The sequence below is a fragment of the Chrysanthemum yellows phytoplasma genome (assembly GCF_000803325.1).
Classification (GTDB): Bacteria; Bacillota_I; Bacilli_A; order Acholeplasmatales; family Acholeplasmataceae; genus Phytoplasma; species Phytoplasma asteris.
Genome location: NZ_JSWH01000163.1, coordinates 1 through 258, shown reverse-complemented (window position 1 = coordinate 258; position 258 = coordinate 1). Strand labels below are relative to the sequence as shown.

Below are 258 nucleotides of genomic sequence, written 5' to 3'. Positions count from 1 at the left end.
GGATATTAAATTTCGGTTAAGATCAGGCACATACCTTACCTCGGTCAATTTTCTAGTCATACCATCATGCATTTTGATAAAAATATTTACAAACATGTTTTATACGAATTTCTGAAATAAAATGGAAACTATTGGAGTTTTTATTTTCTATAATTTGGCGCCAAGTATTTTTTTTATATTTTTCTAAAGAATCAAAAATATTAGAAATAGTTTTTAAAGGAAAATTATTAAAATCGAATTCAAATTTTTTAATAAAAT

At 22.9% G+C, this 258-nt stretch carries 2 protein-coding genes; both read right to left on the bottom strand.

All coding sequences use genetic code 11. The annotated features are described in order from the left end of the window. Positions 1-60 (bottom strand): hypothetical protein (locus OL66_RS04565; RefSeq protein WP_425319138.1); only part of this gene is annotated, 60 nt, incomplete at its 3' end. A gap of 4 nt (positions 61-64) precedes the next feature. After that, positions 65-258, bottom strand: a 194-nt coding sequence (locus OL66_RS04060; RefSeq protein WP_034172367.1) for a hypothetical protein, incomplete at its 5' end; no start/stop codon positions are given.